This window comes from Nocardia otitidiscaviarum NBRC 14405, from assembly GCF_000308635.1.
GTDB lineage: Bacteria > Actinomycetota > Actinomycetes > Mycobacteriales > Mycobacteriaceae > Nocardia > Nocardia otitidiscaviarum.
Genome location: NZ_BAGD01000053.1, coordinates 1 through 22,252 on the forward strand (window position 1 = coordinate 1; position 22,252 = coordinate 22,252).

General features: G+C 68.5%; 18 protein-coding genes. 9 read left to right on the forward strand and 9 right to left on the reverse strand.

Annotated elements, in window-relative coordinates; genetic code table 11:
- Positions 1–136: 136 nt before the first annotated feature.
- A complete protein-coding gene (locus ON31_RS09555) occupies positions 137–916 on the reverse strand; it encodes a GTP-binding protein (RefSeq protein ID WP_039811748.1) in 780 nt (259 codons plus the stop codon).
- A 129-nt stretch (positions 917–1,045) separates the two neighbouring features.
- On the opposite strand from ON31_RS09555, the gene ON31_RS09560 reads away from it, so the two are divergent.
- Positions 1,046–1,492 (forward strand): Zn-ribbon domain-containing OB-fold protein, encoded by a 447-nt coding sequence (locus ON31_RS09560; protein ID WP_029932667.1) that lies wholly within the window; start codon positions 1,046–1,048, stop codon positions 1,490–1,492.
- Entirely contained in the window at positions 1,485–2,684 is a 1,200-nt protein-coding gene (locus ON31_RS09565; RefSeq protein WP_039811752.1) for a lipid-transfer protein, read from the forward strand. Before ON31_RS09560 ends, ON31_RS09565 begins: the two co-directional genes overlap by 8 nt.
- Before the next feature lie 263 nt (positions 2,685–2,947).
- Here the strand turns inward: ON31_RS09565 and ON31_RS09570 are convergent, their stop codons facing one another.
- The 6 genes from ON31_RS09570 to ON31_RS09590 form a co-directional block, all read right to left on the reverse strand.
- On the reverse strand, positions 2,948–4,651 hold the full coding sequence (locus ON31_RS09570; RefSeq protein ID WP_051037035.1) for an HNH endonuclease signature motif containing protein: 1,704 nt from the start codon (positions 4,649–4,651) through the stop codon (positions 2,948–2,950).
- Positions 4,652–4,832: 181 nt separating this feature from the next.
- Positions 4,833–5,324, reverse strand: coding sequence for a hypothetical protein (locus ON31_RS36570; RefSeq protein ID WP_147287174.1), 492 nt, complete (start codon positions 5,322–5,324; stop codon positions 4,833–4,835).
- Positions 5,305–11,364, reverse strand: a complete 6,060-nt coding sequence (locus ON31_RS34575; protein WP_051037036.1) for a putative T7SS-secreted protein — start codon at positions 11,362–11,364, stop codon at positions 5,305–5,307. The genes ON31_RS36570 and ON31_RS34575 overlap by 20 nt, the downstream gene beginning before the upstream one ends.
- Before the next feature lie 6 nt (positions 11,365–11,370).
- Positions 11,371–12,045 (reverse strand): hypothetical protein, encoded by a 675-nt coding sequence (locus tag ON31_RS35205; protein WP_039811755.1) that lies wholly within the window; start codon positions 12,043–12,045, stop codon positions 11,371–11,373.
- Between the two features lie 21 nt (positions 12,046–12,066).
- Positions 12,067–12,405 (reverse strand): YbaB/EbfC family nucleoid-associated protein, encoded by a 339-nt coding sequence (locus ON31_RS34585; protein ID WP_147287173.1) that lies wholly within the window; start codon positions 12,403–12,405, stop codon positions 12,067–12,069.
- Between the two features lie 95 nt (positions 12,406–12,500).
- Positions 12,501–12,887: a subtilase-type protease inhibitor gene (locus tag ON31_RS09590; RefSeq protein WP_051037038.1), complete on the reverse strand. Its 387-nt coding sequence runs from the start codon at positions 12,885–12,887 to the stop codon at positions 12,501–12,503.
- An 81-nt stretch (positions 12,888–12,968) separates the two neighbouring features.
- Between ON31_RS09590 and ON31_RS09595 the strand changes: the two genes are divergently transcribed.
- From ON31_RS09595 to ON31_RS37805, 4 genes are all read left to right on the forward strand, one after another.
- A complete protein-coding gene (locus tag ON31_RS09595; protein ID WP_051037039.1) occupies positions 12,969–14,060 on the forward strand; it encodes a serine hydrolase domain-containing protein in 1,092 nt (363 codons plus the stop codon).
- A gap of 90 nt (positions 14,061–14,150) precedes the next feature.
- Positions 14,151–15,629, forward strand: coding sequence for a glyceraldehyde-3-phosphate dehydrogenase (locus ON31_RS09600; RefSeq protein ID WP_051037056.1), 1,479 nt, complete (start codon positions 14,151–14,153; stop codon positions 15,627–15,629).
- 67 nt (positions 15,630–15,696) lie between these two features.
- Positions 15,697–16,671 carry an MSMEG_1198 family transcriptional regulator gene (locus ON31_RS37800; protein ID WP_255222037.1) on the forward strand — a complete coding sequence of 325 codons (975 nt, stop codon included), beginning with the start codon at positions 15,697–15,699 and terminating at the stop codon, positions 16,669–16,671.
- Positions 16,672–16,963: 292 nt separating this feature from the next.
- On the forward strand, positions 16,964–17,461 hold the full coding sequence (locus ON31_RS37805; RefSeq protein ID WP_255222041.1) for a WD40 repeat domain-containing protein: 498 nt from the start codon (positions 16,964–16,966) through the stop codon (positions 17,459–17,461).
- Positions 17,462–17,669: 208 nt separating this feature from the next.
- On the opposite strand, the gene ON31_RS09615 is transcribed toward ON31_RS37805, so the two are convergent.
- Complete coding sequence (locus ON31_RS09615) at positions 17,670–18,608, reverse strand: alpha/beta fold hydrolase (protein ID WP_051037040.1); 939 nt, start codon at positions 18,606–18,608, stop codon at positions 17,670–17,672.
- Positions 18,609–18,671: 63 nt separating this feature from the next.
- On the opposite strand from ON31_RS09615, the gene ON31_RS09620 reads away from it, so the two are divergent.
- A complete protein-coding gene (locus ON31_RS09620) occupies positions 18,672–19,412 on the forward strand; it encodes an AraC family transcriptional regulator (RefSeq protein WP_063821456.1) in 741 nt (246 codons plus the stop codon).
- A gap of 17 nt (positions 19,413–19,429) precedes the next feature.
- On the opposite strand, the gene ON31_RS09625 is transcribed toward ON31_RS09620, so the two are convergent.
- Positions 19,430–20,440: a hypothetical protein gene (locus ON31_RS09625; protein WP_051037042.1), complete on the reverse strand. Its 1,011-nt coding sequence runs from the start codon at positions 20,438–20,440 to the stop codon at positions 19,430–19,432.
- Between the two features lie 128 nt (positions 20,441–20,568).
- On the opposite strand from ON31_RS09625, the gene ON31_RS09630 reads away from it, so the two are divergent.
- The gene (locus tag ON31_RS09630; protein WP_039811908.1) at positions 20,569–20,961 is read left to right on the forward strand and encodes a YciI family protein; all 393 of its coding nucleotides are present in this window, start codon (positions 20,569–20,571) and stop codon (positions 20,959–20,961) included.
- Positions 20,962–20,963: 2 nt separating this feature from the next.
- Positions 20,964–22,190 (forward strand): RNA polymerase sigma factor, encoded by a 1,227-nt coding sequence (locus tag ON31_RS09635; RefSeq protein WP_039811760.1) that lies wholly within the window; start codon positions 20,964–20,966, stop codon positions 22,188–22,190.
- Positions 22,191–22,252 lie beyond the last annotated feature (62 nt).

Genomic DNA, 22,252 nt, shown 5'->3' on the forward strand with positions numbered 1-22,252 from the left:
TGGCAGGGTCGATTGTTGGCGGTCGGTCTGATGATTGTGGGCACCACCGTTGTCGGCGTGGTTACCGCAGCCGTCGCATCGTGGTTCATCACCAACGTCCAGCACGAGACCGAATTCGATGATCGCTGACAGATCCTCAGTAATCGAGCACGTGTGTCGGCTGACAGACATCCATGGGTGATGGAAGGTAGCGGACCAGGGCGTCCAGGAGCGGGGCGACATCATCGATACGCCGCGGTGCCACACTGCACAGCATCGGGACGACGTCACCGATGCGAGTGCGGTACCGGATCAGGTGGTGCACTCTTTCGGTCGAGACCGTTCGGGGGTTCGGGAGGGCGGGCCGGCCGAGCACTGTAGCCAGGAGTCTGTGACGCTTCTGCTCGGCTAGTACCGCCTGGACTTCGTGAGGTTCGCGGTCTGCCGCTTCGTATGTCACCATCGCCACCAGGTCGATGGCACCTGCGAACTCGGTATCGATACCGATCGGCATCTGCAGCGGCAATGGCGCTGCGCCGCGTGTATCGGCGACCGCTCGCACGCAGCGATCGAAATCGGCGCCTGGCTGATCGAGTCCGATGACCAGGCACAACCGTGCGATCTGATGGTCGTCGGCGACCCGCAGCATCGTTTCGAGTCGTGCCGGTCGGTTCGAAGCAGCATTCACGACGGCCACAACGCCATCCGCCAGACGGATCGCCCGTTCCATTCCGGGGATGGGTGTGTGGCTCGATAGCTCCGCGAGGCGGATCGTGTGGTCGACCCCGTCGGCCGTCCATCGGAACGCGACCGGGGTCCCCGCACCGACCTTGTCGAGGTGGCAGGACAGCCGGTGAACCACCCGCGCTGTCTCGTCGGGATGCCCCATCACCGTGACATTGCGAATCGCCTGCGGGTCAATGGCTTTGGTGCCCATCGCGGTGCGGTACTCCAGATCGACGCGCGGATGCCCAGCATCCCAATCCGGCCCCACCGTACCCCCTGCCCCGCACCGCTGGGCGGGATTTCCGCGACAAAGTAGAACGTGTTCCTATACGGTCGGTCTGTGCAGAAAGAACAACGCCCCGCCGTGGCAGACTGGTTCACTGCGGAGGACGGTGCGGTACGTCTGAAGGGGAGCCGCTGCGAGGTGTGCGGCACGCCGTACTTCCCTCGGAACACCCTCGCCTGCCGCAATCCGCGGTGTTCGGCTCCGAAGGACGGCTCCGAGCTGGTCGAGTACCTGTTCTCCACGCGTGGCCGGATCTGGTCCTATGCCGATGCGCGATACAAACCGCCCGCGCCGTACGTCTCGCCGGATCCATTCGAGCCGTATGTCGTCGCGGCCGTGGAGCTCGAGGTCGAGCAGATGGTGATTCTCGGGCAGGTCGTGCGCGGGTTCACGGTGGACGACCTGGCTGTCGGCATGCCGGTCGAGCTGGCGCTCGGCACGTTGTACGAGGACGACGAGGCGGAGCGCACGGTGTGGATGTGGAGGCCGGTCAATGACTGACACGAATCGCGATATCGCCGTCCTCGGTGCGGGTATGCACCAGTGGGGCAAGTGGGGGCGGAACTTCGTCGAGTACGGACTGGTCGCGGCGCGTGCGGCGCTGGCCGATGCCGGGGTGGACCACAGCGAGGTCGGCTATATCGCCGGGGCGGACACCATCCGGAACGGCTATCCCGGCTTCGTCTCGGGCGCGACGTTCGCCCAGGCGCTGGGCTGGTCGGGTGCGCGGATCTCGAGCAGCTACGCCGCCTGCGCCTCCGGTGCCCAGGCGATCGCCAATGCTCGTGCCCAGATCCTGGCGGGACTGTGCGATGTGGCGCTGGTGGTCGGCGCGGATGCCACCCCGAAGGGCTTCTTCCAGCCGGTCGGCGGCGAGCGCCGCGACGACCCGGACTGGTTGCGCTTCCACCTGCTCGGTGCCACCAATCCGATCTATTTCGCGCTGTATGCCCGACGCCGGATGGCGATCCACGGTGCCACGCTTGACGATTTCGCCGCGGTCAAGGTGAAGAATGCCAAGCATGGGCTGAACAACCCGTATGCCCGCTACCGCAAAGAGGTGTCGGCCGAGGAGGTCGCTGCCTCGGCCATCGTGTCGGATCCGCTGCGGCTGCTCGATATCTGCGCGACCAGTGACGGCGGGGCCGCGCTGGTGCTGACGTCGATGGAGTACGCGCGCCGTCACGGTATCGCGGACCCGGTCCGCATCCGGGCGCTGTCGACGGTGACGCCGACATTCCCGAAAACCGTTCTCGATCTGCCGGATTTCGCGACGGATTCCGCTGTCGCGGTCGAGCCGCCGCCGCGCGTGTTTCGGTCTGCCATCGCGTACGCGGCATACGAGGAGGCTGGGATCGGGCCTGCGGACCTTTCTTTCGCGGAGGTCTACGACCTGTCCACCGCGCTGGAGCTGGACTGGTACGAGGATATCGGGCTCTGCGAAACGGGTGGCGCGGAAGATCTGCTGCGTAGCGGTGCAACGACATTGGGCGGACGTGTTCCCGTCAACCCCAGCGGTGGACTCGCCTGTTTCGGCGAGGCGATTCCCGCGCAGGCGATCGCGCAGATCTGCGAACTCACCTGGCAGTTGCGTGGGCAGGCCGATGGTCGTCAGGTGGACGGTGCCAGGGCCGGTATCGCGGTGAATCAAGGGCTGTTCGGACACGGATCGGCGATCATCGCTACGCGGTGAGGGTGAAACCCTCGACGACTGTCAGCGAAAACCCGGGCAGTGCCCGGGTTTTCGGGTGACCGTGCAGGACTCCATTCCTACTGATCGTCAATCCGAAATGCGGACCACCCGGCCGATGGAACCGCATCGATCGACTACCTCCTCGAGCGGCCGGGCATCGCCATCGTGAGTGATACGGACGACAAGCAGCTCGTCGTTGGCCGTGAAAATCCCCGGTCTGCCACCGCTCCAACGCTCATGACTGCGGCCGTTCACGAGCGGGTTCAGAACGGTGGGCGGTCTGCATCCCGATCGGAGCCGCTGACGCTGCACAGGGTGTCGCCGACAGTGACGGTGTGGTGGATGTCGCGGTGAGTGCGCAGGTATCGTCGCCCTGGCGGGATGTAGACGTGGAGTAGTTCGGCGAGTGCGTTGATCACCGGGCCGGGGTTCAGTAGTGGTGGATCGGGTTGCGGATCAACGGGTTCCACCCGTGTCGCGGCCACCGGCGTATGCGGGAAGAGGAATTTCGCGCCTTCGGGGCTGGTGGTGATCGAGTCGCCGGTGGGCGTGCGCCATTGGATGCGCCGGTGTGGGTGGTGGGTGACCGTCCAGCCGTTGAGTCCGTGGTCGGCGAGGGTTTTGAGGCGGTGGTGGCGGCGGCAGCGGCAGCCGAGGTTGTGCACGGTGGTGGGTCCGCCGGTGGTGGGGGAGTGGTGGTCGAAGGGCTGTTGGTGGTCGAGGTCGGTGGCCGCGGCCGGGACTGGGCAGCCGGGAGCCCGGCAGGTTCCATCGAAGGCCCGCACACGTGCCGCGACGGTGGCGCTGGGGCGGTATCGCCATTCTGGTGGGTTCGTCGGTGGCACCGGGGCAGTGGTGGTGTGCGCGTGTGTGTTTCGGGTGACCTCGATCGTGGAAGAACGATGGTCGCTGTCGGTGTCGATCACGGCTGATGCACCATTGTCGCCGGTGGTCTCCGGGGTCGGCGACTCCGCTGTGGTGAGTTCGGCGGTGTCACTCGTGTGGGGTGCGGGGGTGTCACTCGTGCGGGATGCGGCAGTGTCGCGACGCATCTCGTCGCTGGTTTCGGTGATGACATGGAAGCGGGCGTGGCGGGCGATCTGCCGCGCCAGATCGGCGTCGATCGCACCGAACCCGGCCAGCAACCCCGGATTGTCCTGCACCCCCGCCAGGGTCGCCGCGCTGACACCGACCTGCACCAACGCCCGCCGCGCGGCCGACACCGGCGTGGTCGGGTCCCGGCGAGCACACTCGGGCAGCGTGCAGCCGCAGGTCAGTCGCCCGCTCCCGTCGGCCAACGCCACCAGGGCATCAGCACGCCGCTGGTTCATCGTGCGCGGATCGGCGGCACAGCACTGACTGACCGCCATCTCCCGCAGGCGCTCGAACAACGTCCAACCCCCAGCCGCGGGCAACACCGCATCGACCAGCGCGGTCCCGTCGTCCGCCGCACGCACGGCCACGTACCGTTCGCGTTCGGCCTCACGACGCCGCCGCGCCTGCCCGGCGGGGTCGAGCTCGAGCAGCCGCTTGCGGATGGTGCGCCGCAACCGCGCGGGATCACACCGTTCGGCCCGGGCGACCACGTCCCCTTCCAACTCCACGACCGTCTCATCGGGGGTGTTGACCAAGCTGTCATGGATCGCGCGTACCCGCGCCAAGTCGATACGTCCCTGCGCGAACGCCCGCCGGGTCACCGGCAGCCGCCCCAACCCCATCCCGAGCGCGATCAGCCCGTCCGCGCTGCGCTGCGAGACCCGCACCGCCACACCGATTTCGGTCGCCGCCGACTCCCCGGCATACCGCGCCGCGACCCCGGCCTCGAGCTGCTGGGCGCGCCGCAGCCGATACAGCCGCGTCATCAACGCCACCTCTTCGGCCTGGGCGGCGGCGATCTGCGCGTGTACCGCCCGCAGTCGCGCGACCAGCTCGTAGCTGGTGGCCTCGACCGCGACGGTTTCGCTCATGTGTTCGAATCTACCGGCTGTGACGGCGACACGAAACCCCAGCTAAAGCGACATGCCGAAAGATTGAGGCCATGCGCAGTAGCGGCGCACATGGTTGGAATCTCTCGGTGTCAACCGTGCCTCAGCGAGTAGTGGGCGTTGCATCGGTCTCGAGCACGGTTGGAAGGTGGATGCTGGGGGGTCATGGCCGCGTCAGGGCGTCCTTCAATCCGGCTGCGTTGCACGCAGCGCCTAGCGCTCCTGTCCCCATGGCGTTCACATTTATCAGGATGCGGTGGATATTCTCGACCGAGGCGTGCGCCGAGTTGTATCTCTCGATCGCCTCTAAACTGGCGCGAAATATTTCGCTGATTCGGGCAATCGCCTTTTCATTCCCTTCATTCCAGTTGAGAATTGGGCCGTACAAAGGGGTGGAAACGATTAGGTCTGGACTGCCGTCGCCGCGGTTATTCTCCAAAACCTGTCCTTGGTGTTGATGTGGATTTCCTCCGTACCTATCGTGTGCGAGAAAAGCTGGAACAATCTGTGCATCGCATCCGAAACCGATTTCCGGGAGGGTGCCTACTCGAAATTCAATGTTCTTGGTCCCGGCGAATGCTTCACGCCATGGAATCAGTGTATCGGGCGATGGTCCAGCGAGTATGAAATGCATCCTAGCCTCCATGTATTCCATATGGCAATATCCGTGGTCTTCCGAGTTCTGGAAGCAAATCGCTCGGTAGCACTATGACGTCGCCAACGCCAGGGTCGGAAATATGCACAGCAGCTTCCTCTGGGATCAGGCCTTTGTCGATAGTTGTTCGCACAATAGTGTAGCTCCCCTCCGAGGGCCAGTTCTTGAAGGCCTCGCGCGCGTAGGCGCTCGCCGCCTCCTCGGAGCGAGCAAAGTATTTGGTCTCGATTCCGGTGGGGTTTGTAAAAGTCCTGGTATCCAGGATTTGTTCAAGCTCCTTATCCTGCACTGCTCGATATAGATAGACCTCGTTGTCTTTTAAGCAGCGGAGGCCTAGAGGGTCGCACCATACCGCAGGATTATGAGGATAGATGCTCGGATTGGGCGCCGGGATCAGGCCTAACGGGTCTGATGTCAGATATCTTCCACTATCAGGGTCGTATAGCCTGTGGAAATTGTAGTGTAACCTGGTCTCGGGGTCGAATATCTGGCCCTGGAAGCGTATTGGCGTATCGGAAGATCCGCACCATGTGGTTGCTCCCCAGAAATTAGTCTTCGCGGATGCAACAACAACGGCTGAGTAAGGATCTATCAGGTCACGAGGTGACCCCGACTTATCGGTGGCTATGATGTGAAATATTCGACGAGTTGTGTCGTTGTCGGTGCACTGAATAATCGGTATGTACGAGTTCGGAAAATACTCCCAGTGCTGTGTTTCCCAAGGTGTGGTCTGTTCGATGAGATTTGTGTCGTCCCAGAGGTAATCGTGCGTTTCTAGGATGGTACCGACCGTCGATAGACGCGTCTTCGTAGTTCTCCGCCCAAGAGCGTCATACGTGTAATGCCACCACTCCTGGCCCGGAGTCCACACATCCGTCAACTGATCGAAAGCGTCGTAGCGGAAGTGCCAGACCGCTGGCTTGCGTGACAACCGCGTGGTGGTTTTGCGGATCAGGCGGCCCGCTGCGTCATAGTGGTAGCGGGTGCGGCCGTCGCGGATGAGAAGGTTGTTGTGGTACTCGCGGCGGGTGCTGCCGGTGGGCGGTTGGTCGGGGGCTGTGGTGAGTGAGTCGGGTGTGGGTGGGGTCGGCTCGCTAGGTGTGTAGCTCTCGGTGATGTTGCTGAGAGAGTCGTAGCTGTACTGCTCGGCGAGCGCGCCGTTGCGGGTAAGTCTGTGGACTCGGCCGATTGGGTCGAGGGTGTAGTCGAGGCGGGACGTAGTGGTGTCGGTGTGTGTGGTGTGGGTGGTGATGTATCCGTCCGGCCGCCAGATGTATTCGTCGGTGCGGAGCTGCCGGGGTTCGGGGCGGGGGTTGCTGTCCAGGCCGAGGGTGGACAGGCGGGGCGGAAAGCCGGTGACGGTTTGTTGCTGGAGGCGGCCGAGGGGGTCGTAGGCGTTGGTGATGGCGAGTTCGCCGATGGTCCATTCGGTGAGTTGGCCCGCGAGGTCGTGGGTGAAGCCGATGGTGTGGCCGTCGGTGTCGAGGGCGGTGGGGCGGCCGGACCAGTCCCAGCGCCAGCGGGTTTCGGATCCGGTGGGGGTGATGCGGCGGGCGCGGCGGCCGAGGGGGTCGTATTCGAACCGCATGGGGGTGCCCGCGTCCAGGGTTTGGGTGGCGAGTTGGCCGTCGGGGGTGTGGGTGAAATCGAGGGTGTGGATGGGGGTTTCGGCTTCGCCGCTGATGGCGGTGAGGAGGCGGCCCAGGGGGTCGTGGGTGTAGCGGCGCCAGTGGCCGGAGTCGGTGGTGATTTCGGTGAGGCGGCCGAGGATGTCGTAGCGGTGGTGGCGGGTGATGCCGGTGGCGGGGGTGACGGTGGCTACTCGGCCGGCCGGGTCGTGGGTGTAGGTGGTGGTCGCGCCGTTGTAGTCGGTTTCGGAGATCAGGCGGCCGGCGGTGTCGTAGCGGTAGTGCCAGGTGTGGCCGAGGGGGTTGGTGACGGTGGTGAGGCGGCGTTCGGTGTCGTAGGTGTAGCGGGTGGTGGCGCCGTCGGGGTCGGTGCGGGAGATCGGGAGATCCCAACTGGCGTAGGTGAATCGGGTGATGCCGCCGGCGCGGCTGGTGTGCGAGAGGAGGTTGCCTTCGCCGTCGTAGGTCCAGGACTCGTGGTGGCCGTCGGGGTCGAGGCGGCGCAGGAGTTCGCCGTCGGGGGACCAGTGGTAGCGGGTGGTGTGGCCGAGGGGATCGGTGACGGCGGACGGGCGACCGAAGGCGTCGCGGGTGATGTGGGTGGTGGCACCCAAAGGGTCGGTGACGGTGACGGGGAGGCCGGCGGCGTCGACGGTGACGGTGGTGCGGGCCGTGTTGGGTTCGGTGACCGTCGCTACCGCGCCGTTGGGGTGGTAGGTGTAGGTGGTGCGGATTCCGCCGGGAGTGGTTGTGGCGGTGAGGTTTCCGTGGGCGTCCCAGTCGCGGCGAGCGGTGGTGCCGTCGGGGTGGGTGATGGTTTCGGGGCGGTTGCGCCAGGCGTAGGCGATATCGATGGAGCGGCCGTCGGGGCGGATGATACGGGTGACGTCGCCGTCGGGGGAGTAGGTGTAGCGGGTGACCGCGTTGTCGGGGGCGGTGACCTGGAGGGGGCGGCGGTCGGCGTTGTAGTCGATGCGGGTGTGGCCGCCCGCCGGGTCCATGATGTCGCGGACACGCAGGTCGTGGTCGAAACCCCGGGTGGTGACCGCACCCTGGGAGTTGATGTGGCGCGTGATGTGGCCGGTTCCGTCGGGGTAGTCGAGGTAGTCGAATCCGGCGTTGAGGACGCCGTCGGTGCCGTGCTGGAGGATCACGCGACCGGCACTGTCGTAGGTGTTGACCATGGTGGTGCCGCGCGAGTCGGTCCACGACAGCATGCGGTCGCGGTCATCGTAGGTGTAGCGGGTGGTGGCGCCGGAACCATTGGTGACCGCTGCCAGATTGCCTGCGGCATAGTCGAATCGGCGGACGGAGATCCTCGCCTCCGGACCGTCCTGGATCTTGGTGTCGACGACGGTCAGCCCGGTGACACGTCCGACGGCGGGATCGGTGGCGACCTCGACGTGGTAGCCGCCGGAATGGGTGATGGCCGTCGGGGTGCCGTCGGGGGCGTAGTGGAATCGGATGCGGTTGAGGTGGCGGTCGGTGATCGCCGAGATCGGGTACACCCCGAACAGCCCGTCGAGTTCGGGTTCCGGGGTGAAATGCCAGATGATTTCGCGCTCGGGGTCGGAGACGCGGTAGGTGCCGGTGTCGGTACGGGAACACGCGTACCGTGCGCCGCCGACCAGCGGCTCCACCGCGATGCCGGGGTCGGCGTGCGGGTAGGCCAGTAGCAGGCCGTCCTCGCCGAGGAAGGTCACCTGGTTTTCGTCGACGACCACGCGCATATCCAGGATCGACGACCAGGTGGGGCCGAACCAGCGGCCCCAGCGGTAGTTCGAGCGGTGTCGCCGGGTCAGGACCAGGGGGAGGATTCCGGGTAGCGTGAGATCGGTTTCGGGGAGCAGGAATTCGCCGGTCGCGGCATCGACGGGGTCGCCGCATTTGGCGACATCGGCGTCGGTCTGAGTGTGTGCGGGATCCTTGGCGGCGGTGGCTGCGTCGGGGTCCGACTGATCTGGATCCTCTTGTCTGTCTTGGTTATCGCGGTCGGGATCGGTATCGCGGTCGTCGGTGTCGTTGCGGTCGTCGGTGTCATGGTCCCGAGCACCGTCGTCGTTTCGTGTGTCCGGTTCGCGACCGTCGGCGGGGTTGCGGTCGGGTGTCGATCCCTGATCGGGCACCTGTCGCGTGTCCGGAGCGAGGTCGGAGCGCGGGGCATTCGGGCTGTCGGGCAGCGGGCGGGTCGAGGTTCCGGCATCCAGGTTGGTGTGCGGATTCGTATTTCCGGGTTGGGCGCGTGGACCGGCGGGGGTGTCCGGAGTGGGGCGTGGGCCGGGTGTCGGACTGGGCGGAGTGGTCGCCGCGGGGGACACCGGCCCGCGACCGGCCGGGGTGTCGGCGCGCGTCGGTCCGGGTACCGGATCGGTGCGCGGCGCGGGGGTGTCGCGGGGCGCTGTGGGGTGGGTGTTCGCGGGTGTCGACTGGGTGTGGGCGGGTGCGGTCGTGTCCGGCGTGCGGGTGCCGGGTGTGTCAGTCGGGCTCGTGCCGTCGGGACGGGCCGGTGTCTCTCCGGGCGTGCGTCCGCCGTTGTCGACGTGCGGGTTCTCCGGGGTCGTCGATGTGGGGCCGAGGGTGGAGTCCGGGCGGTCGCCGCCGGTGTCCGGATGCGGCTGGTTGCTTGGCTGATTTGCGGTCGGATCGGAATGTGGTTGATTCCCAGGCGGATTCGTACCGGCCGGGTCGTTGCCGCGCGGCGTGTCCGGGGCAGTGTCGCTGCGCGTGGTGGCCGGGTCGGTGTCGGGTCGCGTCGCACCCGGCGCATCGGAGATATCCGGATGCGTGGGCGGCGTGTAGGTATCGCGCAGCGGTCCGGGCGGATCGGAGTCCGGGCGGGTACCCGGCGTACCGGGGTCATCGACGCGCGCCGGTCCCGTCGAGGGATGGTCCGGGCGCTGCGCCGGTGCCTCCGGTGTCGGATCGGGGCGCGTCGCGGGCGAATCCGGTTCACCCCGTGGCTGATCGGCGGACACCTCGACCTGACCGTCGTCATCCGCGCGGTCGGCGGGCTGTTCGCGCGCCGGTGCGGGCTGATCGTGCTGGGCGGCTTGCACACTGGAGTCGGGGCGATCAGGTTCCGGTGCAGCGCCCGCGCCCCGGTCCTGCACCGGGGCGTCGGCGTCACGAGGCGGAGCGTCCGTGCCGGGCGTATCCCGTTGCGGCGCAGGAGTATCGATATCGGCACGCGGATTCGTGCCCGCCGGATCGGAGCGGGGACTGAACCCCTCGGGCGCGGCCCGATCGACGGGTGCGCGGGTCGGCACATCGGGTCTCGGCCGAACCGGCGGGGCTAGATTGTCGACCTTGTTCAGCAGCGACGGTGCTTTGGCGGCCAGTCCGGCACCGCCGGTCGGAACGGCGGTCGCGACATCGAAGGCCACGGTGCCGAGGGCTTCGAACGGATTGGCTCGCGCGTCGTCGATCAGCGCGTCCACCACCGGCCCCGGATCGGCCGCGGTGGTCACCAGACCCCCGGCCAGATTCGACATGTTCTCCAGGTACTCGCCCGGATGCGTGAGGTTGTAGGTGTCGGTGGGGTTGAGCTTGCGCACGAATTGCAGCAGTCCCGACGCCCCGCCGAGCACACCGTCGGTGAAGCTCAGATTCGCGTACTCGCCGATCTGCACCGCGTCTTCGAGGTTGGCCGCCATGCGGGAGACGAACGGCGGCTCTTCCGGCGCCGCGGCCTTGGCCGCCGACAGGGAGCTCACCGCCTGGTCGGCCGCGGTGTCGCGGTTGGTCCGCGCTCGCGACAGAATGTCGCGGGCAGCCTGGAAGTGCGGTGACCAGGTATCGGTCACCGTCGCCCGGTCCTTCTGCTCGTCGGTGAGCGAGTTCCACCAGGCCAGCACCCGCCGCCGCTCCCGCACGCCCGCCTTCCATTCGGCGATGGCGTCGGCGGCCAGACCCTGGGCCGCCGATACCGCCGAGGCCCATGCCTCGAGCGCGGTCTTGGCGTCGGTGAAGGCATCGGCGGCCTCGGTCCATTTGCCGGGCTGCGGCGAGAATCCCACCCGGTACCCGTCCGCGCCCAAGCCGTGCCAGTCGCTGATGTTGCCGACCGCGCGCAACCCCTCACCGGTCTGATCGGCCGCCTGCGACAGCTTCCCCAGACTGTTTCCGGCCTCCGTGATCGCCGACGGTTCGCCGCGGATCAATTCCTTGGGGTCCTCGGTCTCCCCGAGTTCCCGCTCCTCGACCGCCCCGCCCAGCGCCGAGGACACCTGGTCGCCGGCGTCGTCCAGCGCCTCGCCCACCCCGTCCCAGCCGACGGAGCGGGCGGCGTCCGCGCCGACGTCGAGTACGTCGTCGATCGCCTCGCCGACCGCCGCGGTGGCCGATTCGGCCGCGTTCTCGACGGCCTCCCCGATCTGATTGGCCTTGTCCTCCAGCCAGTCCCCGATACCCACCCCGGCTTACTCTCCCTGGCCGCCTTGCGGATTCAGCAGTGGCGCGTACTTCTGCTGAATCTGCTCGACCTGGGCGGCCGCGCCGGTATTCCAGCCCGGCGCGGGGAGTCCGTCCGGGGCACCGCCCGTGCCGATCGTGGCCGGATTGCTCAGCACGCCCAGGTTGGCGGCCGCCTGTGGGCCGACGGCCTGCACGATCTCCCAGTTCATCTGCGCGGCAAGGGCCGCGCGGTCGAAGGATTCGCGGCTGTAGTCGGGATTGCGGATGTGGTTGAACGAGTTGTCGGCGAGTGTCTCGCCCCAGTCGCGGGCGGCGATCTGGTCCTTGGTCAGGTGCGGGTTGCCCGCCATGCTGGTCCACAGCACCTTGAACATGGTGGAAGCCTTGTCCTCCATGGCCTGGTAGCGGCCCGCGCTCAGGCCCAGCGCCTGCGCGATCTGATTGCCCGCCTGCACCAGCGCCCGCACGCCCCAGGACCACCGCTCGGTGTAGGACTCGAATTCGGACTGCACCGACTGCTTGCCCGCCTCCAGCGCGGACAGGGTGAGCAGCGCCAACCCGCGCCCGGACGACGCGGTCTCCTTGATCCCCACCTCCGCCAGTGCGTCGATCATGCCGTTGATGCCCTTGGCGGTCTGCTCCAACGCCGCCGGATCGACCTGCAACCCGTCAACCGACACTGTCGCCCTCCCTCGTCATTCCTACAGCCGGTACGTGATCCGGACCGGGGCAGCGTCTTCCCACTGCTCGGTCGCCGTGGCGGGCGGCGCCGGACGGCCGTCCCGGGCGAGTTGCCCGAGCAGTTCGGCCGCGGCGGCTTCGGCTTCCTCCCTGGCGCGTTCATGGCACCGGGTGATGGCCGCGGCGAGTCGGGCGGGTTCGACGGTCATCGCGGCGGGCGAGATCTGCAGGTCGGTGATCGTTCCGTACGCATCGGATTCGACGATCACCAGGCCCCCGGACGCCTCGGCACGTCCGCGCACCGTCGACATGGCCCGGTCGATTCGCTGAGCGTGGGCACCCTGTTGTTCCGCGGCCACGCTCACCACCCCCTCTCGGCGTCGTGCCCGATGGTAATCCACGCCGGTGTCGATCAGGACCTCACGACGCTGTTCCGCGGATCACTGTCCCGAGCTCAGAAGTCGAAGACGCTCCCGGTCGCGCCCTTGCCGTGGCAGTCGTTCGGGAAGGTCTTGGTGAAGGCGACCGCGCGGCCGCGCCAGGTGCCGCTGGCGGCGTAGACGACCGGGTCGTACTCCTGGGTGCAGATGGCCTGGGGGTCGACGTTCAGTTCGTCGAAATCGCCGTCGACGGCCTCCAATTCGGCGCAGGCGCGGTCCGCGGCGGGGTGGTCGCCGCCCACATCGGGCGCACACCGCAGGGTCACCGTGCGGGCGGTGTCGCGATTGTCCGGAGCCGCGACGGTCAAGGTCAACTCGGTGCGTTCCGGATCGGAGTCGGCGCAACCGCTGACCGCCACGACCGCGACGGCCAGCACGCATATCGGGAACATGGCGCGCATGGGGGATGCTCCTTCGGTCGTTGGGGGTGTGTCGGGCGTGTTGACCGTACTCGATGCGGTCTGACTATTACTGTGCGCGAAATGCGTCGAGTTCTGCTCGTCTTCACCGCCGCTCTGCTGTGCGCGGGATCCGCGCACACGTCCGCAGTCGCCGAACCCGGCGGCTGGCAGCGGGCGCTGGAGGACATCGTCGCGCACGGGGCGGCGGGGGTGCAGGCGCAGGTGCGCACGCCCGCGGGGGTGTGGGACGGGTCGGCGGGTGTGGTGCGGTTGGGGCGGCCGGAACCGGTGCCGAGCGGTGGGCGGTTCCGCATCGGCAGTATCACCAAGACGTTCACCGCGACCGCGCTGTTGCAGCTCGTCGGCGAGGGCCGGATCGGGTTGGACGATCCCGTGAGCCGCTGGCTGCCCGAATTCGGGGTCGATCCGCGGATCACCGTGCGCATGGCCCTCGCGCAGACCAGCGGCCTGCTCGACTACCTCAACGGTGGCGGTGGCTACCCGCCGATGGTGGGTGACACGCTCGGCGATATCCGGCGCACCTGGCAGCCGCCCGATTTCGTGCGATGGGCGACGGAGAAGCCGCTGCAATTCGAGCCGGGCAGCGGGTGGGCCTACTCGAACACCAACTACATCGTGGCGGGCCTGCTCATCGAGCGGGCCTCTGGGCTGCCGTACCACGTGAACATCTACACCCGGATCACGCTGCCACTGCTCATGCTCGGCACCGGCGTGCCGCAGACCTTCGACGGCATTCTCGGCCCGCACGCCCACGGCTACTACGACTACGGCGGCGGCCTGACCGACGTCACCGACCAGAACCCCTCGTACGTGTGGGCGGCCGGCGGCATCGTCTCCTCCACCCAGGACCTGCACACCTTCCTCACCGGCCTGCTGGACGGCCGCCTGCTGCCCCCGCATCTGCTGGCCGAGATGCGCGCCTTCCGGCACGTGAACGGTTCCTACGGCTACGGCCTGGGCCTCTACGAATTCCGCCTCGCCCCCGGCTGCCACGGCCACGGCCACAACGGTTACGTCAACGGCTTCGGCTCCCTCGCCCTGCGCAGCCCCGACGGCAGCCACAGCGTCGCACTCTCGATCACCGACACCACCGGCTACGGCTTCACCGCCGCCGTGGACCGGTTCGTCCGGTCCACCATGTGCGCGGGCTGAACCTCACAAGGGGAAGGCGGGCCCGTGTGATACCGCGGGCCTGGCTAGAGTCGATTTTCGTACTGATCGAGGACACCCCTAGGACGTGTGTTGACTACCGAGCACCTTGACCGCTGGAACGCTCACGAGGCTTCCGCGGAGGCGATGATTCCGATTATCGGGAAGCTGTATCGGGAGAAGGGGGTGACCATTCTCCTGCACAGCCGATCGCTGGTGAACAAGTCGGTGATCAGCATTCTGCGGACGCATCGGTTCGCGCGGCAGATCGAGGGGGAGGAGCTGTCGATCGAGGAGACGCTGCCGTTCCTCGAGGTGCTCGGCGAGCTGGATCTGGGGGCGTGCAAGATCGACCTCGGGCGGCTGGCGATGGCGTATCGCGCCGAGGGGGGCGGGCGGTCGGTGGCCGAGTTCACCGCCGCGGTGCTGGCCGAGGTCACCGATGGCAACAAGGCCGAGGCGCAGGGGCCGCGGGATGTGGTGCTGTACGGCTTCGGGCGGATCGGGCGGCTGGTGGCGCGGCTGCTGATCGAGAAGACCGGCTCCGGCAACGGGCTGAATCTGCGGGCCGTGGTGGTGCGCAAGGGCGGCGAGGGTGATCTGGCCAAGCGCGCCTCGCTGCTGCGGCGGGATTCGGTGCACGGGCAGTTCAACGGGACGATCAAGGTCGACGCCAAGAACGATGCGATCATCGCGAACGGCAATGTGATCAGGTTCATCTACAGCGACGACCCGACCACCATCGACTACACCGCCCACGGCATCGACGAGGCGATCCTCATCGACAACACCGGCAGGTGGCGCGACCGGCAGGGACTGGCCCAGCATCTGCGCCCCGGCATCGCCAAGGTGCTGCTGACCGCACCGGGCAAGGGCGATGTGCCGAATATCGTGCACGGCGTCAACCACCGCGGGCTCGACCTGTCGGAGCGCGTCGTGTCCTGCGCCTCGTGCACGACCAATGCCATCGTCCCGCCGCTCAAGGCCATGGACGACGAATTCGGTATCGTCCGTGGCCACGTGGAGACCGTGCACTCGTTCACCAACGACCAGAACCTGCTGGACAACTTCCACAAGGCCGACCGCCGCGGCCGTTCCGCGCCGTTCAACCTGGTGCTCACCGAGACCGGTGCGGCGTCCGCGGTGGCCAAGGCGATGCCGGACTTCAAGGCCAAGATCACCGGCAATTCCATCCGTGTGCCCACCCCGGACGTCTCGGTCGCGATCCTGAACCTGCAGCTCCAGCGCGAGACCACGCGCGAGGAGGTGCTGGAGTACCTGCGCCGGGTGTCGCTGTCGGGTCCGCTGAGCCGCAATCTGGACTACACCGCCGCCACCGATGTGGTCTCCAGCGATTTCATCGGTTCGCGCGCGGCCTCCATCGTGGACGCCAACGCCACCATCATCGACGGTGACACCGCGATTCTGTACCTGTGGTACGACAACGAATTCGGTTACTCGTGCCAGGTGGTGCGCACGGTGCAGTACATCTCGGGCATCGAGTACCCGACCTACCCGCGCACGGGTGGTCACGACAGCGCCGCCGAGATTCCGGAACTGGTCGCCCAGTAGTCGGTTCGATCGCGAAAACCCGGGTACCGCCCGGGTTTTCGCGCCGGCCGCGGGATAGACTCGACGCGTGGGGACGGGGATGAGAATCCTGGTCGCCTCTCCGCTCGGGAAGGTCGTCGAGCCGATCCTGCGGCAGGCGCCGGGCGTGTCCAAGGTGGCGGTGGCCGCCGACCGGCGGCAGGTACTGGCGGCGATAACCGATACGGTCCGCTTCGATGTGGTTGTCGCCGACCTGATCTGGAACAAACCGGAACTCGAGTACACCTTCGACGGCCTCGATGTCGTCGATATGGTGGCACTGGTCGATCGGGATCCGCGAGTGCTGCTCGCGGCGCAGGGCCACACCATGGAGCAGGACCACCTGGACGAGGCGCGCCTGTCACCGGCCGTGGTGGGGGTCTTCGAGAAGTCGGCCGGGGTGGACGTCCTGCTGGCCATGATCCGCACGGCGGCCGTCGCCCCACGCCGCGGCGGATCGCCGACGCCGGGCGGACCGCGCTCGCTGTACGAATGCTTCCAGAGCAAACGCGGCGCGACCGCGGGCCGGATGGCCGGGGCCATCGCCGCGGGACGGGCCACCGACGCATCCAGTCTCGCCCACGCCGCCGGCGTGGGCCGCAATACCGCCAACAAGATCACCAACGTCTATCTGGGGCCGATCATCAGGGAGCGGGCCGAACACGATCCGGCGCTGCCGCTGACCCTCGGGGCCGTCTACCGGTGGTGCGGACTGCATTCCCGGCGGGATCGACGGTGCGGCCCGGGTGTGGCCGCTGCCTGGCCCGGTACTGCGCGGTGCACGGTCGGTGGTCTATCAGATGCCGATGGACCGCACCGGAACTCGGCTCCTGGTCGGCACCGGCGCGGCCGACAGCCATCCGCGCCTGTGGGATCTGAGCGAACCCGACGCACCCGTCGAGTACTCGACGCTGGGCGTCGGACCGGAGGAACAGACCACCGGTGCGGTCGCACTGGCCGCCGACGGGTCGGTGGCGGCGGTGGGGGCCCGCACCGGACGGGTCCACCTGTGGGATCTGGGTGATCCCCGGCAACCTCGGCGCCGAGCCGAAATCCCCGGTGTGCGTGGGCTCGTCGGCGCGCTCGCCTTCGATCCGGACGCGACCCTGCTCGTCGTGGCGGGCCAGGACGAACGGACCGTCACACTCTGGGACGTCGGCGATATCGCGCGGCCCGCGCCGCTCGGCACGCTGGACGTCGGGCCCGGTCTCCCCTCGATCGTCGCCATCGACCCGTCGGGCACCCTGCTGGCCGTCGCCACCTCGCACGAGTCGGTGCGGCTGTGGGATATCACCGACCGGCGTCGCCCGCGCGAAGTGCCGTCGCTCACCGGATTCGGCAATGACGTCGCCAGTGTCGCCTTCGGTCCGCGGAACGGACTGCTCGCGGCCGCCGGGGCCGATCGGACCGTCCGCCTGTTCGGCCTCGCCGACCCGGACGAGCCGCGGCGGCTGGCGGTGCTGCGCGGTCCGGCGGACGCGGTCATCACGCTCAACTTCAGCCCCGACGGCACCCGCGTCGCCGGAGGCGGTGGGGGCGGCGGCATCTGGGTGTGGGATATCACCGATCCGCGCGCACCGAGCCGGGCCGCGGTGCTGAACGGCTACGAGGGGCGGGTCAGCGAGGTGGTGTACGGCCACGGCGGTGCGCTGCTGGCGGCGGGCGGACCCGCCATGGCGGTGCAGCTGTGGGCGACCGATCCGGATCGGGTGGCGGCCGAATTGTGCGGCGGCGGAAGTACTCCGCTCACCGCCGAGGAGTGGGAGCGGTACCTCCCCGGCGTCCCCGCGGAAGACCTGTGCACCGGCTCGTGACGGCGCGCGGGTTTCGGCAAGATATTGCCTGCACCCGGACGTTCGTGGGGCCTCTGTGCCCGTGGTGCCGGTACCCGTGGTCAACCGCTGCCGGTTCACCGAACGCGGCCCGGATTCCTGATTCAATATGGCTGCGCCGTAACTGGTTTCGCCGCCGAAGACCAGCCACCGGGTATCGGAGGGGGGTATCCGGCGGCTGGTCGTCGATTCAGCGCCGCCCGGCGGACAGGGGGGCGCGGCAGGCGTCGACCATGATCTCGCGAGCCGCGCGGCCCTCCGGAGCGGGGAACAGGGCGTAGTTGTGCGGGAGGTTCGGGGCCTCGTGGTAGTCGATCGGCACGTGCGCGTCCGCCGCGCGGCGGGCGAGGGTGCGGGTGTCGGTGACGAAGATTTCGCGGGTACCGGCGAAGGCCGTGATCGGCGGGAGACCCTCGAGGCGGCCGAACAGCGGACTGACCCGGGGGTCCTCGGGGGCGAGCCGGTCCGCGTAGCGGCGGCCGATCTCGACCAGGCCGGGGCGCAGGTGCAGCGGATCGGTCGGTTCGATCTCCGCCTGGGCCGGGTCGGACATGGTCATATCGAGCCAGGGGGAGATCAGGACGAGGCGGGACGGCTGCGGGCCGCCCCGGTCGCGGAGGGTCTGCGCGGCCGCCAGCGCCAGCCCGCCACCGGCCGAATTGCCCATCACCACGGTCGATCCCGTACCGCGCCGCTCGATGGTGCGGGCCAGGATGGCGGCGGTGGTGGGCACCATCTCGGCGGCGCGGCCGTGCGGGACCAGCGGATAGATCGGGACCACGCATTCGGCCGGAACGGCGGCGGCCAGCCGGGCCGCGAATGCCCAATGTGCGCCGACGATCTCGCGGAAGAAACCGCCGCCGTGCAGGAAGACCACCGCGACGTCGGTGGTGACGTCGTTCGGCGTGATGCGGTAGACGGGCCAGCCGTCGAGGTCCTCCCGGGTGACGGTGGCCCGTTTACGCAGGGAAGCGGGCGGGCGCACCTCGGTGTCGCGCCGGTCGCGCTTCGCGATCTCCGCGTGCACCCCCTCCGGGGTGGCGAGCAGTTTCCGCTGGCCGCCCGCCCGCAACAGTGCGGTGACCGCTCGGGTCCGCCAACTGGGCTTCGCGTGTGGGTCGGTGGTCATGGCGCATCCCTCTGTCGTACTCGCCGACGCCGTATGCGCCGGATACCGATTAGCCTGGCCGATATGACCGGGGCCGCGCTTTCACAAACCTGCGCTGCCGCGCCCGTGGTGTGGATGCGGCCCCGGCACGCCGGATATCTCGGGCCGGATCTGGGCGTGGGCATGCATGCCACGGCCATCGCATGTCTCGGCCTGAGCCTGGACGGATCGTTCACGGTGGAGACCGAGGACTACGGGACGTTCGTCACCCGTAGTGTCTTCGTCCAGGCCCGGATTCGGCATCGGATCGTCTCGGCGGGCCGGATCGCGTTGGTGTTCGCCGAGCCGGGCAGCGCCGTGATCGCCGGGCTGCGCGACGCCGTCGAGCCGTGCGCCCTCGATCCCGCCGCGGAGGCCGCCTGCGTCGCCGCCGCCCGCGCGGGCGTGCCGAGCCTGGACGCGCTGCTCTCCCAGCCTGGTTCGCCGTCCGTCCTCGATCCGCGGATCGAGACGATCATGCGCGATATCCGTGCGGATCCGACCGCGCACCCGCGCGCCGACCGCGCGGCCGCCGATGTCGGCATGTCGGAGCACTACTTCCTGCGACTGTTCGCCGCACACACCGGAACCACCTTCCGCCGCTACCGGCAGTGGGCCAGGGTGCGAATCGTGCTGGCGGGCATGTCCGCCGGATACGACCTCACCCGCTGTGCCGCCGACGCCGGCTTCGCCTCCCCCTCCCACCTCAGCGAAACCATCCGCCGCACCTTCGGCGCCTCCCTGACCACCGCCCTCAACGCCCGGGTGACGCTGGATATCCGGTGATACCGGGCGCGCGATGGTCACGAATCGGGCCGTCGTTCGGCTCGGCGGCGGCGTTCCCGCTCGCGATGGCTGTAGGTGGCCTTGCGGACGGTGAGGTCGTCCTCCAGGCCGGAGCCCACCGCTCCGGCGATGGTGCCCAGGACGGTGGCCACCAGGGCGATGGCGAGGTAGTCGTGGATACGCACCGATCGCTGCGCGACCGCGACCGTGGCCACGGTTCCGGCATTGCGCAGCCGCCGGTCGGAATCCTTTGTCCGTCCGAACGATTCGTGGGTATCCCAGAGGCCGTGCCCGACAATGATCCAGAGGGTCAGGCTCGCGAGGGCGGCGACGGTGATTCCGGCGAGGCGGAGTCCGCTGAGCGAGATGGCGAGCGTCCAGATGGATGAGTACAGCACGCCGAACGCGGTGCCCGTCAACGCTCCCGCCAGGGCGGTCGACAGCCCGACGATCAACTGCCAGGGCCGATTGGCCCGCACCATGCCCGCCAGCAGGGTGGGCACCCCCGAGCGGCGACTGCGGACCACGGACGTGTCGGTGTCGGCGGGACCGCGGTGCACACGCAGCGGGGACGGCAGCCGCCGCGCCAGCTCCCGGTCCACGGATGCGTCCTCCGGCCGCCGCAGCAGCGCCCCGACCAGCGCCACCGCCAACTCGGTGAGCCGCCGTCGCAGCCGCACTCCGCCCAGGGCGGGCAGCGACACCACCGCCACCCGCCCCGGTGCGTCGATATTCGCCACCACGATGCCGCCGTCGTCGTACAGCGGCAGATCGGTGACACACAGCGCGATATCCCACGGAGTATCCCGCACGCGCTCATGCGCCTTGTCGATCAGATACTCGTGATCGGGGTACAGCGCCTCGAAGGGGTCCGCGAGCACCTCCGCCCGCCACTCGGTCCCACCACCGAGCGCACGCCCCAACTCGCCGGGCAGCTCGTCGCCCAGCCGCCGCGCGAGCCGACTCGGCAGATCCGGATCGGCGAGCAGTCCGATCACCATGCGATTCTCGCGCGCGCTGTCGACCATTCCGAGGCAGTGCCCGCAGATATTGTCGGCAAACACCCGGCACCGATGTCGACATCGTGGCTGCGGCTCCGACGTTTCTTGTGAGGATGGGTCGACCGGGCGCATCCGCGATGTCGAAGGAGTTCGTGATGAAGTACGTGATCCTTATTCACTCCAATCCGCAGCCGTGGGGACACCCGACCGGTGACTTCCTGCCCGAGGTTCAGGCGTTGCCGCAGGGCGAACGGGATCGGATCAACGGTGATTTCGAGCGGCTGCTCGGCGAGATGCAGGAGAAGGGGGAACTGGTGACGGGGGAGGCGCTGGGCGCACCCGAGTCCGCGCGGCTGTATCGCTGGGCGGATGGGAAGCCGCTTCCCACCGACGGGCCCTATTCCGAGGCCAAGGAACATCTGGCCGGGTTCTTCCTGATCGATGTCGAGAGCCGCGAACGTGCCGAGGAGATCGCCGCGCAGTTCGCCGGTCCGGGCGAGACCGTGGAGTTGCGCCCCACCATGTGGCCGGGCGGCGACGACCAGTGAACATGGTGGCGGACGTGTGGCGGCGGGAGTCGCCGCACGTCCTGGCCGCCCTGCTGCGCCGCCACGGTGACCTCGGGGACTGCGAGGACGCCGCTCAGGAGGCGGCCGAGGCGGCGGCGGTGCGGTGGAAGCACACCGGGGTGCCGGACAATCCGCGCGGCTGGCTGATCCGGGTGGCGTCGCGGCGGCTGATCGACCGGATGCGGTCCGACCGGGCACGCGCGGGGCGGGAGGAGGCGGTGGCCCTCGCCCAGCCGGGCGACGCGCACCTCGCGCCGTCGGCGGAGCGGATGCCGGAGGGGGACGACACCCTGCTGCTCCTGCTGCTGTGCTGTCACCCCGCGCTCAGCCGACCCTCGCAGGTCGCGCTGACCCTGCACGCCGTCGGCGGATTGAGTTCGGCCCAGATCGCCGCCGCCTACCTGGTGCCGGAACGCACGATGGCGCAGCGGCTTTCACGGGCGCGTGCGACGCTGCGGGCGGCCGGTGCGGTCTTCGAACTGCCCGACGCCGCGGCGCTGCCCGCACGGACGGCGGCCGTACTCGATGTCTGCCACCTCATGTTCACCGAGGGGCACACCCGTTCCGCCGGGAATTCGCTGCTGGATACGAGCCTGTCCGAGGAGGCGATTCGGCTCACCCGCCAGCTGCACGCGGCCATCCCCGACCACGACGAGGTCTCGGGGGCACTGGCGCTCATGCTGCTCACCCATGCCCGGGCGGCGGCCCGCGTCGCGGACGACCGCCTGATTCCGCTGGCCGAGCAGGATCGCTCGCGCTGGGATCGCGACGCCATCGCCGAGGGCGTCGCCATTCTGGAGCGGGTACTGCCCTGCGGCCACGTCGGCCGGTTCCAATTGCAGGCGGCCATCGCGGCCGTGCACGCGGAGTCGCCGACCTGGGCGGGCACCGACTGGCGGCAGATCAGCATCCTCTACGCCATGTTGGACCGGGTCGCGCCGAGTCCGGTGCTCACCCTCAACCGCGCGGTGGCGGTCGGGATGGCATTCGGCGCCGAACAGGGGCTGGCCCTGATCGCACCGCTGCTCGATGATCCGGTCATGCGGCGGCATCACCGCACCCACGCGGTGCGCGCCCACCTGCTGGAGATGGCCGGTGACGAGGACGCGGCGATCGACAGCTACCGGCGGGCCGCCCAGCTCAGCGCGAGCGTTCCCGAACAGCGCTACCTCAACGAGCGGGTTCGCCGCCTGACCGGAACGCGGTGACGACGCCGATGCGCGCTCGGCGCGTATCGGCCCCTAGAAATCCCCTATTCGGCGGGATTGCA